Here is a 13,456-nt window from a genome sequence, read left to right on the forward strand (position 1 = left end):
TATCTACAAAACGAAGTTTATTGGATTCATTTAGGGTGTTTAAAATATCTGTGCTTCAAGAGAGTAGTATAAAAATACAAGCACTACAACCCCAGCTCCGACATAAGTAACTGCCTGAATAATATCACTAAGTATGATGGATTTTATACCACCAAAATATGCGTAAGACAAAGCACCAAGCATCAAAATACCAATAGAAGAGAATAGATGCCAAAATGAAATATCGCTAAATAAGATCATAGAAATTGCTAATGCACCTATGTAAAGTCTGGCTCCACTTGCCATGACTCTACCAATCAAAAACATTACTCCAGCCTGTTTTTTAGCTGTTTCACCGTATCTTGATTCAAGAAGTTCATAAACTGTTATAGCCCTAATGGCATAAAATCTTGGTATCAAAACAAAAGCCACAAATATAACTCCAAGTAAAGCAGAAAAGTAAAAACCAATAAAGGTAAAATCATATTTGAAAGAAAATTCTGGACCACCTAAAAAGGTAGCTGCGGATTGTGAGGTAGCAAGAACTGAGATGGCAACACCAAACATTGGCATTGAAGAAGCACTTACAAAATAATCTCTTGAGCTCTTTATTTTAATGCGAGAAAACATAAAAGAAGTGATTGCTAAAATAGCAAAATAAGCTATAAAAATAAACCAATCAAGAGAAGAAAAGCTACTGTGCATTATGGCTTTTTAAGTCCTAAATATTTTACTTCTCTTCTAACAATTTTCATAAACCTTTTACCAGGGTCTACTTTTTTAGTTCTGTACTTGGCATCTTTTTCTAACCAAAGAGGAGTTTTTTGCATTTTTTCGTACTCGTAATGACCTAGAAGATATTTTATATCTGGATACTTTATCTTTAGATATTCAACAAGTCTTACATTAGCTATTCTTTGAGCCTTTGTTAAGTCATCTTTTTTATTGTCTCTTCCACCTACATTTTCTATACCAATAGAAGAGTAGTTTAAACCTATAACATGTCTTGCCATCCAATTATCAGGCATAAGTTGTGTAATGGCTCCATTTCTTTCAACTAAAAAGTGAGTTGAAACATTTAATGCTCCTGCTTTTGCAATGTCGCCTCTGTCGCTATAAAGTGTTTCTCCCTTAAGTCGTTTGAAGCAGTCTTCATATTTCATAACCGCAGTCCAGTGAAGAACTATAGCTTTAGGTTTTATTTTTATGTTTTTGACTTTTAATCCATAGTGCTGTTTTATATAATCTTTAGTCAATTTAATTCGCTTAGGAGTAAAACTTATAGGACGGTGTTTTATCGAGTTTTTAGTAAGTAAATATTCTATTCTTTTGTTTGACTCTATTATTCTCTTATATGAAATTTTGCCTTTTTTTACTTGAGAATAAATCACTTTAACCAATTCATCTGCACTGTTATTTGAGAGTTGATTTCCAAAAAGTAAAATATCCACACCAGCGTTTATTGCAAGGGTCACGCTTTGTCTTAGTGAGTAGTGTTTTGTTATTGCTTTCATTTGCAAGTCATCACTAATAATCAGACCTTTGTATCCCATCTCTTTTCTAAGAAGTTTTGTGTTTACTTTGTATGAAAGTGTAGCTGGATATTTTTTATCAAGATGTGAGTTAAAAACATGGGCAGTCATTATCATATCTACATCATTTGATTTTATGAGATTTTTATATGGTTGTAACTCTTTTTTACTCCAAGTTTTTGAAATATCCACAAAACCCTTATGTGAATCATCAAGAGAAGAACCATGACCTGGAAAATGTTTTAAAACACTTATAATATTTTGTTTTCTTTGAGCATCTATGAGAACTTTTGCATATTTAGTTACTTTTTCGCTTGACTTTCCATAAGAGCGTTCAAGTCCTACTATAACTTTGTTATCTGGGTTTACTTCCAAATCAACAACAGGAGCAAAGTTCGTATTTATTCCTGCTTTTTTTAACATTTTAGCTTCATCGTTATAAAGTTCTTTTGCATCACTAAAATGCATATATGTTATCTCTTTTGCAGATGGAAATCTATCAAATCCATAGTAGTGTTTAAGTCTTGCTACATTACCACCTTCTTGGTCAACAGAGATTAAAAGAGGTTTAAGAGAGTATTTTTTTAACTGAGTTGTTAACTCTTGGAGTTGCTGTGGCGAGTCTATATTTTTAGTAATACTTCTTTTTTTATAATGTTTATCAAATAAAATTACACCACCTAATTCGTATCTTTTTATATCTTTAACTATCTGTGTATCTTTGTTTACGCTTTGTTCCTCAAAACCTATGACTAGCATTCGTCCTATCATTTTTTTTAGTTTTTTATTTGATATGGGAGCTGCGTTAAGAGTTAAAAAACTAAGTAAAAGTATTAAAATATATTTCAATTATTTCCCCTTGTTATAGATTAGTACATTTATATCATCTATTGCATTAAAAATCAGTTGTTTTGTTGCTTCTTTTGTAACTTTATGTGGTTCAAAGTGATCAGATACGATTTTAAAAATATATCTGTTTTTAATCGCTTTTGTTGCTTGGATAAATCCAGCTGATTCCATATCAACAAGTTCGTAGATGCTATCGTTTGTAACAGCTTCATTAACACAGCTTAAATTGTTTGCGAAACCATCTATGAGTTGCCCAATTTTATAGCTTTTGTTTGCTCCGCAAATTCCTATATTTACAATGATGTCAGTTTTACTCATTTGTGGTAGAATTTTTTTGGAAGCATTAAACATACTTTCTCTTCCAATCCCGCTTACAATGAGAGTTACTTCACTATTTTGTTTTGACTTAGTAAGTTTATATTTATCGACAAAAGCTTGAGCTTCTGACTTTAAAGCACAGATGATATATAACATGTTACAATTATACAAAATTATATAGGAAAATAAGATTATGGCAGTATTAGATGCAAATTATTCAGATATAGACCATGATAAAATGGCAAAAGCTATAGGTTTAAAAGTTAAACATATACCTATTTTGATAGCTAGTTTTTTAGAAGAATCTGCTTCTAGTTTGAATAAATTAGCAGAGGCAATAAAGTCTAAAAATTATCAAGATATAGAATTACAAGCGCATTCCATTAAAGGAAGTGCAGGTAATCTTCGTTTTAATGAAGTTTATGAAATGTCAAAAGAGATGGAACTTTGTGCGACAAAAGCAAAGGTTGATTTTGACTATAAAGCTCATTTAGATGCTATTAAAAAAGCAGTAGCAACTATATCTACTTAGAAAAAATTTGGTAATTTTTAAAAAATAAGATATACTTCCACCGCTCTTCTTTAGACCTGTGCAATGATATTTTTAGATAATGTGTCAGGGTAGGAATACAGCAGCACACCTGAGTTTATTATGTGCCGCAGATATCTGGAGAGGGGCACCTTTATCTAAATCGTAAAGAGTAAAGTTTATATAACCCCCTAATTTATTACCATTAACTACTTAATATCTTCTCTAAATTTTGAAATTCCGCATGGCTGATTTGGTGATGGTGGATTATTTTTTAGATAGTTTAAATCTTCTAAAGTCTGTGTTAAAACTTTTTTTTGCTGAAGTATTGGTAGCATTAAATTATCTTTCTCATTAAGAGGAATACTCCAATTAAGTAATATTTTTTGAACCTCGTCATCAAGCTCTTTAAGGGCATTTTCTATATGTTTTATTGAATTCATAAAATTATTGTAGCTAAATCTTAGAAACTTTTGGGTATAATCCCATTCTCAAATAGTGAGAATTTTATGTAAAGGATTATCGATGCCAAAAATGAAATCGGTAAAAGGCGCTGTAAAGCGTTTTAAAGTTAAGAAAAATGGTTCTGTTAAGCGCGGTTCAGCGTTCAGAAGTCACATCTTAACTAAACAAGATGCAGCTACTCGTCGTAAGCAAAACAGCCCTAAGGTTGTTGCAAAAGCTGACGAAGCAAATGTTAAGGCTATGATAAATTAATTTATCGTAAATCTCCAATTTTAAATAATTGGGCAAGACCACTTAATGTGTGGCACCTTGAACACTAAAAGTGTCTGGGTAAAGAAAAAGGAAAGAAATGCCAAGAGTAAAAACAGGTGTTGTTCGTAGAAGAAGACACAAAAAGATATTAAAATTAGCAAAAGGTTTCTATAGTGGTCGTCGTAAACACTTTAGAAAAGCTAAAGAACAGATTGAAAGATCGTGGGTATATGCTCATCGTGACCGTAAGCAAAAGAAGCGTGATTTCCGTAGATTATGGATTGTTCGTATCAATGCAGCGAGTCGTTTAAATGGAATGACTTATTCTACCTTCATGAATGGTGTTCACAAAGCTGGCATCGAGCTTGACCGTAAAATTCTTGCTGATATGGCGATGAATGATGCAGCAGCATTTAGTGCAGTTGTAGAAGCGTCTAAGGCGGCACTTAGCAAATAGTATTTGTTAAGTTAAACTCTCACACTTTGTTGAGAGTTTAAACCTTGTGTAAAAATAAAACGGAGTTACCCTTAGAATTGTAGTAAATCCCCAAAGATGAATTTCTCGAAACAAAAACACCCCTTCCATTAAAAGACTTAGTATTTCTAAATATTTTACTTAGTATTTCAGTATCAAATCCTTCACCCTCATCACTCACTTGAGTTACTATATAGTTTATCGAATCGTTAGTAATCTTATTTATAGTTATAAAAATCTTTTTTGTACAATCTTTTTGAATTTCTTGAAGAGTTTGAAGATATATATCATTTTCTATAAGTTTATGTTTTGTCTCTGTATCTAGTTTAAGGTTTCCGTGCTCATAAGCATTCATATAAAGTTCAGTAAATACAACGCCTGCATCATATCTTTTCTTCACATCATCAGTTAAAGATTCCCAAATAGTTGTGTACCACTCATTTGCATTTTCTATCTCATTGAAATTAGTTATAAAACTTTTTTCAGCAATGATAGTATTCTTTAAATCAAGAGAGTTTATAAATATAAAAGTTATATCATCTTCTGGTGTATCAATTTTCCAAAGTAGTCTTTCTTTCATAGCGTCTTTTGTAAAGGAGTCTAAAAAATCCTTTTCAATATATTCTATATAAAGTTTATTTTTAAATCGAGTTGAGTTCTCCACCATTCCATCTGTATAAAATAGATACTTTGTAATATCTGAAGTGTTATAAGAAGAAACTTTAAAATCATGAATATATCTACTTATAGGAGTGTTATTTGATTTTAATTTTATGATTTTATGATTGTTATTTTGCATGAGTATCGCAGGCATTGCAAATTTTGCATAATGAAGAAGTTTCTTTTTATCATCATGTAGAAGATAGTCTATTGAGAGTGCCTCTTCTTCAAGTAAAATAGGTTTGATGTAATCTAAAGACTTATCTATAAGTTTATGAAAATCAAAATTATCTTCTTTTTTCATGTTATCTATGGTGTGGTTTATAAAAGAGGTTATTAGCATAGAGCTAAGTGAAGCCGAAAGACCTTTGCCCATTCCATCAACAAGTAGGTAAAATGATAAAGATGAGTTTATACTTCTCGCACTATAAGAATCTCCACTTAAAACATCTAAGGGTTGATACATAAAATCTATTAATGAGATAGAACTCATATCTATCATTTTGTAGTAAAAATCATTTCTTAAGATATTTAGTTCTTTTTCAAAGGCTAAATCTTCTTGATGTGAGATATATTTTTCTTTTTCTTCAAGTGCTTCTAGTTTGGAGTTTTTTTGTCTTTGTAGATGCTCTTCTACAAGTATAAGTTTTGAAGTAGATATAAGTGCGCTGATAACTTCTTTAGGTTTGATAGGTTTTTTATAAAGTTATTTACATTTAGGTTTAATGCTTGAATGATGACATCTGCTTCACTTATGACAGTCACTAAGATGATAGGTATAGTTTTATCAGACTTTCTGATTTTTTCTATCATTTCTAAGCCATTAAGCTTAGGCATAGCATAGTCAGTTATTATGACATCGATATCATTTGAATCATATTTTTCATAACCATCTTGACCATCATCCGCAAAGATTATTTTTTCAACATAATCTTCAAAAATTGCATCATATAAAAGTTGTGTAGTCTTATTGTCTTCGATGCAAAGAAGCGTCAATGATTGCATAAACTCTAAAATCGTATCATCAATAATTAACAGATTCTTTTGCATATTTTACCTATACTTTAAATTTACTTAGTTCATCTTGAAGACTTTGAGCCTCATTTGATAGTAGATTAGAACTATTTTTAACATCAATTCTAAATTTTATATTTTCATTTGAAAGCTGAATCATCTCATCCATGTTTGTTATAAGCTCTTTAGTTTTAGTAGCAATGTAAGTGCTTTGATACATAACATCTTTTGATTGTCCTGTTGTTTTTAACAGGTTTTCTTTTGTTTGCATTGAATCTTCTATTAGCTCTTGAGCAGATTCAGATATTTGTATCATATTTTTTGAAGTTGTATTTGTTTCTTCTGAAATTTCAACAACATTTTGTGTAATAAGATTTACATTTGCACTTATTTCTCCAAGAGATTTTTGAGTTCTCTCAGCTAGTTTTCTTACCTCATCTGCAACAACTGCAAAACCTCGTCCATGCTCACCTGCACGAGCCGCTTCTATGGCAGCATTAAGTGCGAGTAAGTTAGTTTGGTCTGCTATATCAGAGATGATTGCTAAAACATCTTTAATATTTTTAGCCTGTTCTGTTAAAGAAGATACTTTTTGAGCTAACTCTTGTTGGTGTTGTGTCCCATCATCTATGGTACTTACAACGGCATCTAGTTTAGATACGAAACTGTCTAAAACAGTAAATGTCTGATCTAAATCTTCTGTAACACTGATGGAAGCTTCTTCAACAGCATCTAGTTTTTCTCCAATTTCAGCCACTAAAATATTTACATTTGTGATTTTTATATCTGCTATATCACCATTTTTTGTAAGTTCTTCAACGACAAGATTTAGGTTTTTACTCTCTATACTTGTGGCATCTGAAACTGATTTTGCCTGAATTACACTTTGTCTAAATTGAATTATCATTGTATGAATTGCTTTAGATATTTGAGATATTTCATCTCTTCCTTCTACAACAACTTCACATGTTAAATCAAGGTTATCAGAAACACAGTTTATTTTTTGTAAAGAGTTTTTAACACTTGCATTTATACCATTAGAGATACTGAGTATGATTAAGAAAATGATAGTTGCAAAAAAACCATAACTAGCTAATGTTGTAAAAGCTTTTGTTTTGAGCTTTCTTCAATTTCTTTTAAAAGGATAGAGTTTTGTCTAGCAAGTTCATCATCAACTTGTTTTAAAAGATTGATTTTTTTTGAAATTGTTTTAAACCAAACAACACTGTCTATGCCAAAATTACCTTCATTGGCTTTAGCTTTTGCAATATCTCTCATTTTATTAACTTCCCCAATCACAGGAGAGTTCATTTTCTTTTTATAAAATTCTTTTGTTTTTGTAGTTGCCATGCTTAAAAAAGAGTCCATATAAGCATTTTGTTCCGCTATAAGAGTTATAAACTTTGCAAACATTCCGTTGCCAAATTTATCTGCACCAAAGGTACCACTTAAAACAGCTCTCTCTATCCCTACTCTCTCTTTAGACTTTAAAAAGTTTGTATAAGCATCTAGGGCTTTTACAAGTTTTTGAGTATCTGCTAGTTTTGCTGTTAAAGCGACAATATTTAAGATTTTTTTATTCATTTTTGTATAGTAAGTTACTTCATCTTTTACACTAATACTTAAGGAATCTACTTGAGAGCGAATTTGATTTACTCTACTCATGTCCTCGTTAAAAGCTAAGAGTTCATTTTTTAACTCCTGCGGGAAAGAGTTTAAATCTAGAGTTGCTGTGTAATTGTCAAGTTCAGTATTCTTTTTACTCATAAGAACTCTTTGTTTAGGCAGTGCATCTGAGAATTTTTTACCTTTAGAACCTATAAAACCAGCACTCATACCTCTTTCTTTTTGAGTTTCATGTATTAAAAGACTTAATTTTTGTGAAAGTATATTTAGATGTTTTGCTTGTTCTATCGCAGTTTTTTCATGCAAAGATTTGTTTAGCGTTATAGCCATAATGATTAAAGCAAAAGAGATAACCATTCCCGCTATAAGTTTTAGTTTATTCTTGATACTCATTTTATTTTTTTTGCATTAAAGGTTGAGGTAAGATTTAAATCATCTATAAGATGAAATAGTTGTTCATTTCCAATACGCATATCAATAGTTATGTTATCTTTTAAAACTAGTTTATTAAAGTAACCAATAACAGAAGATGTAATAGAAAGAGAATCAATGATTTTAATAACTATACTTTTATGCTCAGCTGATACATTATCTGTAAGAGATTTAATCTCAGAAAAATTTGCAATACTTTTAATATTTCCTGTAATTGTAATAGTGCTTGACGATGATGTGATTTCCATAAGTATATCCTTTTTGTTATTTGTATTAGATTAGTATATAACTATAAATATTAATTTTTGCTAAATTTGTTTATATCTGTTATCCATTCTTTCATCTTTTTTTCATAGCCTATATCTTTTAACTCAACAAATTTGATATGTTTTGACATGTAGGTTTGTTTTATATAACCACCAAAATCATGCGGATATAAATAAGCTTCATTTCTCTGTGTTATATTTTTAGGTATTTCTAGCATTAAACCTTCATTGATTTCTTTAAGAGCAGAGTTGATTGCTAAGTAAGAAGAATTTGATTTAGGAGAGGCGCATAGATACACTACAGCCTGAGCTAAGATGATTCTAGCTTCAGGAAAACCTATCTTAGAAACACTTGTCAAACATGAAGTTGTAAGGGTTAGAGCCTGAGGATTAGCATTTCCTATATCTTCACTTGCTAAAATTACAAGTCGCCTTGCTATAAAATCAGCACTTTCTCCACCATCTATAAGTCTAGCAAGATAGTAGATGCCAGCATCCATGTCTGAGCCTCTTATGGACTTTATAAGAGCACTTGTTAAATCATAGTGAACACCTGCTTCACTACTTCCAACACTTAGAGCATTTGGTCTTAAAGACTTTAAAAGCTTTAGTGTTATGTTGGCTGCTATACTTGAAGAAAACTCTAAAAGTTTTAACATTGCTCTGGCATCTCCTCCACTACTCTTAACTAGATATTCTTTTGCATCTTTATCACATTTTAACTCTGTAGTATTTAGTGCTGTATCTAAAAGTAGAAATAGCTTTTCATTGCTTATATACTTTAATTCAAAAAGCATAGAACGAGAGCGAATAGCAGAAGTTAAAGAAAAGAAAGGATTCTCAGTTGAAGCACCTATGATTAAAACAGAGTTATTCTCCATTACTGGAAGTAAAACTTCTTGTTGATTTTTTGCTAAACGATGAACTTCATCTATGAAAATAAGTGGTTTTTGTAAAGTGTTTTTGTGTTTATCAAAGATTTTTCTAAGTTGTTCTATCTTTATTGAAGTTGCGTTAAACTCGTAAAAAGGAAGCTCCATAACCGAGGCTATAATTCTTGCAATAGAAGTTTTTCCACTTCCAGGGGGACCATAAAAAAAGCTATGTCCAAGAGAGAGATTTTCACATAAGATACGAAGAGGAGCATCTACACAACTCAGATGCTCTTGACCAACTAAGTCATCAAAAGTTTTAGGTCTTAAAAGATGCGTAAAATCACTCAAGACTATTTTTCGCCTCGCTCTCTTTTGCTTTTTTCTTCAGCTTTTAAAAATGTAAATAAAGCAGAGTATTCACTTCTACTTAAAAATCTAGTTTTTCCCGTTGGTAGATTATTTAACCCAACCTCTGCAAAACTAATGCGTTTTAAGTCTGCAACTTCTGTACCAAAATGAGCAAAAAAGCGTCTAATTTCTCTATTTTTACCTTCTGATATTGCTATTTTTAAAATAGAGTAATTATGCTCATTTTTTTGAATTTTGTAACCTAAAAAAGGTGCAAAAGTCATACTTGTGATTTTAGAGTGAGAATGTCCACCTGCAGTAGCATCTAGGAGCTCAAGTCCATTCATCATAGCTGTTTCCATTTCTGGGGTTACTTGACCTTTTATTTTCACTTTGTAGATTCTCTCTAAGTTTGAGTTCATCAAAGCAGTTGCAATTTTTGAAGCGTCTGTAAGAAGCAAAACTCCTTCTGTTAAAAAGTCTAATCTACCAACAGGAATAAAGTGTTTATACTTTGCATCTAAAGAATCATAGATAGTTTTTCTATCTCTTGGGTCTTTTTTTGTTACAAGCTCACCTTTTGGTTTGTTATAAACTATAACTGTATATTTATCGCGAGGAGTTATTTGTTTTCCACTCACATAAACGATAGTTTCTTTTTCATCAACTTGTGTCGCGGGGTTGTCTTGTATTTCACCATCTACTCTAACATATCCATCTTGGATAGCTTTATCGGCCTCTCGTCTGGAGTAGCTTGAGTGGTGAGCAATATATTTGTTTAATCTCATCATATTTTTATGAAATTCCTTTTTCTATAAGCGTATGAATATGTAGTACGCCTTTTATTTTTTTATTTTTATCTGTAATTACAAGAAGTTGTATTTTTTTCTTTTCTACAAGTACGAGGGCTTCGCTTGCAAGCATATTCTCATCTTTACAAGTCATAGGATTTTTTGTTGCATATTTTAAAACATTTTGTTCTAGGGAAAAATCATCTTGAAGTAAGGCTCTACGAATATCTCCATCACTAACAATTGCTATGAGTTTATCGTTGGCATCTACGACTAAAACTGTTCCTAAGCGCCCTTCACTAATTTTTAAAATGGCATCTTTAACTTTTGTGTCTTCTTTTACGATAGGGATATTTTTAGTCTGCATAAGGTTTGAAACTTTTACAAAAAGTTGTTTTCCTAAAGCTCCCCCTGGGTGAAAAGAAGCAAAATCACTTTTTTTAAAATTTCTAGCTTTCATAAGGCAAACCGCCAAGGCATCCCCTAGTGCTAAGGTAAGAGTAGTTGAACTTGTAGGTGCAATGTCAAGTGGACAAGCCTCTTTTTCAACTATAACATCTATGACTATGTCACTATGTTGCCCTAGTGTAGAGTTCTTGTCGCGTGTCATTCCAATAAGAGGCGTTTTAAACCTTTTTATGTGAGGTAAAATAGAACTAAGTTCTTCACTCTCTCCGCTGTAACTAATGGCAATAACAACATCTTCTTTACTTATCATTCCCAAATCACCATGAAGTGCTTCTGTTGGGTGAAGAAAAAAACTAGGAGTTCCAGTAGATGCAAAAGTTGCTGCCATTTTTGCACCAATCAAACCACTCTTACCAACACCTGTGATGATTAACTTTCCTTTACATGAAAGAATAATATCAACAGCTTTCTCAAAAACATCACTACTGATGTTTTTAGCTGAGTCAAGTAGTGTTTGTGCTTCAATATTTAAAGTTTCTTGTGCAATTTCTTTGTAATTCATAATGTGATTATATCCTTTTTAACTTCATAAGATATAATCCGTTTATGAAAAAAATAGTTATACTCTTTAGTGGAGAGGGTTTTAATGCCCAAAATATTGTAAAAGAACTGCATAACAAAGAGTGTTATATTGCATGTGGAATTACAAATAAAAGAGATGCAAAAGGTTTGCAAAAATTACAAGACTTAGGTGTGAAAACAGAAATTTTAGAACATACTAGTTTTGCATCTAGAGAAGAGTTTGACGCAAAACTTGTAAAACTTGTAAAGACTTATGAGCCAGATTTGGTAGTTTTGAGTGGGTTTATGAGGATTTTAAGTGAGGTTTTTACTTCCAGTATTCATGCAATAAATCTTCATCCATCTTTACTTCCAAAGTTTAAAGGCGCAAAAGCCATTGAGAGAAGTTTTGAAAGTTCAGATATAGATGCTGGAGTGAGTGTTCATTATGTTAGTAGTGAGTTAGATGCTGGAGATATTATTTTACAAACTTCTTTTGAAAAATCGCCAAATGAAACATTGGAGAGTTTTTCTGCTAAGATTAAAGAAATAGAGTACGAAATAATGCCACAAGCAATTGTGAAAGTTTTAAATACTTAAAACTTTTCTCTCGCCAAAGGCGTAGCTTTAGTGACTGAGTATAATCTGGACTAGTTCAGATTATAAGAGATATAACTTGAGGAGTGAAGATGCAAAAACTGTTTGATGAAGTCCGAAGTTTAGATAAGAGATGCTATGAAGAATTTACTCTTAGTGAAGATGTTTTAATGGAACATGCTGCTAATGGAATGGCTTCATATATTCGTGAAAATTTTTCAAAATTCTCTAGTGTGATTGTTGTTTGTGGGAGTGGAAATAATGGTGCAGATGGAATAGCTCTAGCAAGACAACTTCATAATGATTTTGATGTTAGCATCTACTACGCAAAAGAGCCAAAGTCAATGATGGCACGACTTCAAGAAAAAAGAGCAAAAGCTATTGGCGTAAAAGAGTGTACTGAAATAGAATGCAGTGCTGTTTTAGTTGATGCTTTAGTTGGAACAGGATTTAAAGGCGAATTCAGTAATGAACTAAAAGAACTCATAAAAAAACTAAATGATTCTCTCGCTTTTAAAATCTCTTGTGATATTCCTTCTTACGGTTTTAAAGCTGATATTACTTTAACTATGGGTGCTTTAAAAAAGAGTTTATATCTAGATGCAAGCAAAGATGCGGTTGGTGAGATAAAAGTTATAGATTTAGGTATTTCACGAAGCATCTATGAAGGTCAAACAAATTGGAAACTGCTTGATATAAAAGATTTAAAATTACCAACACGAGATAAAAAAGATTCACATAAAGGCAGTTTTGGACATTTGGCAATAGCGTGTGGAGATAAGAGTGGAGCTAGTATTTTAAGTGCTTCATCTGCTCTTAGATTTGGAGCTGGTTTAGTTACTTTAGTTGGTTATGAAAATGAACAAATTCCATACTCTATCATGCATGCATCTGAACTTCCATCAAATACGACTGCTCTTGCCTTAGGTATGGGTTTAGGAAATGAATTTAGCGATAAAGAATTAGATATATTTTTAGATAATACTCTTCCTCTTATAGCAGATGCTGATATTTTTTATATGCCAATTTTAAGTAAAATTTTAAAACGAAATGATGTAGTTCTTACTCCTCATGCTAAAGAATTTGTAGCACTTTTAAAGCATACTAAATTAGCAGATATAAGCGTAGAAGAGTTGCAAAAAAACCGTTTCAAATTCGTAGAAATTTTTACAAAAAGTTATCCAGAAATTACTTTGATACTAAAAGGGGCAAATGTCATCATCGCTCAAAACGATACATTTTATGTAAATCCAAATGGAACATCGGCTTTAGCAAAAGGTGGAAGTGGAGATGTTTTAAGTGGTTTGGTCGCTTCACTTTTAGCACAAGGGCATAACCCTTTAGACTCAGCAAAAAATGCTTCTTTAGCGCATACACTTTTAGCACAAAATTATAGCGGTGCTGATTTTTCTCTTACACCAGAAGATTTAATAGCAGGAATATGCGATTTATAAGATTTCTTATGCTATAAATCAACAA

17 protein-coding genes and 1 other RNA gene are annotated in these 13,456 nt (G+C 31.6%); 6 read left to right on the forward strand and 12 right to left on the reverse strand.

Going from position 1 to position 13,456, the window contains the following annotated elements:
• Window positions 1-39 precede the first annotated feature (39 nt).
• From MOV50_RS07500 to MOV50_RS07510, 3 genes are read right to left on the reverse strand one after another with little or no spacing between them, the layout of a single operon-like run.
• Window positions 40-684, reverse strand: a complete 645-nt coding sequence (locus MOV50_RS07500; protein ID WP_321777294.1) for a sodium:solute symporter family transporter — start codon at window positions 682-684, stop codon at window positions 40-42.
• Window positions 684-2,360 (reverse strand): glycoside hydrolase family 3 N-terminal domain-containing protein, encoded by a 1,677-nt coding sequence (locus MOV50_RS07505; RefSeq protein ID WP_321777295.1) that lies wholly within the window; start codon window positions 2,358-2,360, stop codon window positions 684-686. The genes MOV50_RS07500 and MOV50_RS07505 overlap by 1 nt, the downstream gene beginning before the upstream one ends.
• Window positions 2,361-2,834 (reverse strand): hypothetical protein, encoded by a 474-nt coding sequence (locus MOV50_RS07510; RefSeq protein ID WP_321777296.1) that lies wholly within the window; start codon window positions 2,832-2,834, stop codon window positions 2,361-2,363.
• Between the two features lie 37 nt (window positions 2,835-2,871).
• Between MOV50_RS07510 and MOV50_RS07515 the strand changes: the two genes are divergently transcribed.
• Together MOV50_RS07515 and ffs are read left to right on the forward strand one after the other, a co-directional pair.
• On the forward strand, window positions 2,872-3,210 hold the full coding sequence (locus tag MOV50_RS07515) for an Hpt domain-containing protein (protein ID WP_321777297.1): 339 nt from the start codon (window positions 2,872-2,874) through the stop codon (window positions 3,208-3,210).
• Window positions 3,211-3,257: 47 nt separating this feature from the next.
• Window positions 3,258-3,355: signal recognition particle sRNA small type (ffs, locus tag MOV50_RS07520), an RNA gene on the forward strand.
• A 61-nt stretch (window positions 3,356-3,416) separates the two neighbouring features.
• Here ffs and MOV50_RS07525 read toward each other — a convergent pair.
• Window positions 3,417-3,650 (reverse strand): hypothetical protein, encoded by a 234-nt coding sequence (locus tag MOV50_RS07525; protein ID WP_321777298.1) that lies wholly within the window; start codon window positions 3,648-3,650, stop codon window positions 3,417-3,419.
• Between the two features lie 82 nt (window positions 3,651-3,732).
• On the opposite strand from MOV50_RS07525, the gene rpmI reads away from it, so the two are divergent.
• Together rpmI and rplT are read left to right on the forward strand one after the other, a co-directional pair.
• Entirely contained in the window at window positions 3,733-3,924 is a 192-nt protein-coding gene (gene rpmI, locus MOV50_RS07530) for a 50S ribosomal protein L35 (protein ID WP_321777299.1), read from the forward strand.
• Window positions 3,925-4,021: 97 nt separating this feature from the next.
• Complete coding sequence (gene rplT / locus MOV50_RS07535; RefSeq protein ID WP_321777300.1) at window positions 4,022-4,381, forward strand: 50S ribosomal protein L20; 360 nt, start codon at window positions 4,022-4,024, stop codon at window positions 4,379-4,381.
• A 37-nt stretch (window positions 4,382-4,418) separates the two neighbouring features.
• Here rplT and MOV50_RS07540 read toward each other — a convergent pair whose 3' ends face one another.
• From MOV50_RS07540 to MOV50_RS07575, 8 genes are all read right to left on the reverse strand, one after another.
• The gene (locus tag MOV50_RS07540; RefSeq protein ID WP_321777301.1) at window positions 4,419-5,552 is read right to left on the reverse strand and encodes a SpoIIE family protein phosphatase; all 1,134 of its coding nucleotides are present in this window, start codon (window positions 5,550-5,552) and stop codon (window positions 4,419-4,421) included.
• 140 nt (window positions 5,553-5,692) lie between these two features.
• A complete protein-coding gene (locus MOV50_RS07545) occupies window positions 5,693-6,109 on the reverse strand; it encodes a response regulator (RefSeq protein WP_321777302.1) in 417 nt (138 codons plus the stop codon).
• Window positions 6,110-6,116: 7 nt separating this feature from the next.
• On the reverse strand, window positions 6,117-6,980 hold the full coding sequence (locus tag MOV50_RS07550) for a methyl-accepting chemotaxis protein (RefSeq protein ID WP_321777303.1): 864 nt from the start codon (window positions 6,978-6,980) through the stop codon (window positions 6,117-6,119).
• Window positions 6,981-7,165: 185 nt separating this feature from the next.
• Window positions 7,166-8,092: a nitrate- and nitrite sensing domain-containing protein gene (locus MOV50_RS07555; protein WP_321777304.1), complete on the reverse strand. Its 927-nt coding sequence runs from the start codon at window positions 8,090-8,092 to the stop codon at window positions 7,166-7,168.
• Complete coding sequence (locus tag MOV50_RS07560) at window positions 8,089-8,379, reverse strand: hypothetical protein (protein ID WP_321777305.1); 291 nt, start codon at window positions 8,377-8,379, stop codon at window positions 8,089-8,091. The genes MOV50_RS07555 and MOV50_RS07560 overlap by 4 nt, the downstream gene beginning before the upstream one ends.
• A 50-nt stretch (window positions 8,380-8,429) precedes the next feature.
• The gene (locus MOV50_RS07565; RefSeq protein WP_321777306.1) at window positions 8,430-9,620 is read right to left on the reverse strand and encodes a replication-associated recombination protein A; all 1,191 of its coding nucleotides are present in this window, start codon (window positions 9,618-9,620) and stop codon (window positions 8,430-8,432) included.
• Between the two features lie 2 nt (window positions 9,621-9,622).
• Entirely contained in the window at window positions 9,623-10,411 is a 789-nt protein-coding gene (locus MOV50_RS07570; RefSeq protein WP_321777307.1) for a pseudouridine synthase, read from the reverse strand.
• Window positions 10,412-10,415: 4 nt separating this feature from the next.
• Entirely contained in the window at window positions 10,416-11,381 is a 966-nt protein-coding gene (locus tag MOV50_RS07575) for a KpsF/GutQ family sugar-phosphate isomerase (protein ID WP_321777308.1), read from the reverse strand.
• Window positions 11,382-11,425: 44 nt separating this feature from the next.
• Here MOV50_RS07575 and purN point away from each other — a divergent pair, with 44 nt between their 5' ends.
• Together purN and MOV50_RS07585 are read left to right on the forward strand one after the other, a co-directional pair.
• Window positions 11,426-11,980: a phosphoribosylglycinamide formyltransferase gene (gene purN, locus MOV50_RS07580; RefSeq protein WP_321777309.1), complete on the forward strand. Its 555-nt coding sequence runs from the start codon at window positions 11,426-11,428 to the stop codon at window positions 11,978-11,980.
• An 89-nt stretch (window positions 11,981-12,069) separates the two neighbouring features.
• Window positions 12,070-13,431: an NAD(P)H-hydrate dehydratase gene (locus tag MOV50_RS07585; protein WP_321777310.1), complete on the forward strand. Its 1,362-nt coding sequence runs from the start codon at window positions 12,070-12,072 to the stop codon at window positions 13,429-13,431.
• Window positions 13,432-13,456 lie beyond the last annotated feature (25 nt).

Source organism: Sulfurimonas sp. (assembly GCF_029027585.1).
Lineage (GTDB): Bacteria > Campylobacterota > Campylobacteria > Campylobacterales > Sulfurimonadaceae > Sulfurimonas.